General features: G+C 37.2%; 1 pseudogene. It reads left to right on the forward strand.

Annotation, left to right across the window (positions count from 1 at the left end):
• A pseudogene (locus CO726_RS31315) lies at positions 1 to 470 on the forward strand (hypothetical protein); the annotation flags it as partial.

Raw genomic sequence — 470 nt, forward strand, 5'->3', positions numbered from 1 at the left:
TTACCATGTACGGGGAATCCCCTATTCAAAATTTGCAAAATGCAAAAAGGGGTAAAGCATACAAAACGATATACAACATTATACCTTTCAATCCATTCAGACTTCTTATGTACGAAAGAAGCTGGTGAAGAACAACACAGGGATCCATTTACACCAAAAGCTACTTATGCTCGTAAAGCGAAGTTCATCGAGTCAGTCCTACAGGAGATGAATATCGGTGAACTGTCTGCAGACATGAATAAATTCATTCATGTTTTAAAGCATACTTGTCATCGTCAAATCCGCAGTGTAATTCGTGGACTCCGTGACATGATTGATCGAAAAGAAGGATATCCAACGAAAATTGTATATACATTGAAAAAACTATTACATCAAACATCTCAATATCAAATCCTTGATGCTGCAGCGAAAGAAGGTATCTACCCTCTTATTGCACAACATATACCAAAAGAGAGAAATAGTGACCGTGA

It is taken from the genome of Bacillus fungorum, assembly GCF_002746455.1.
Lineage (GTDB): Bacteria > Bacillota > Bacilli > Bacillales > Bacillaceae_G > Bacillus_A > Bacillus_A fungorum.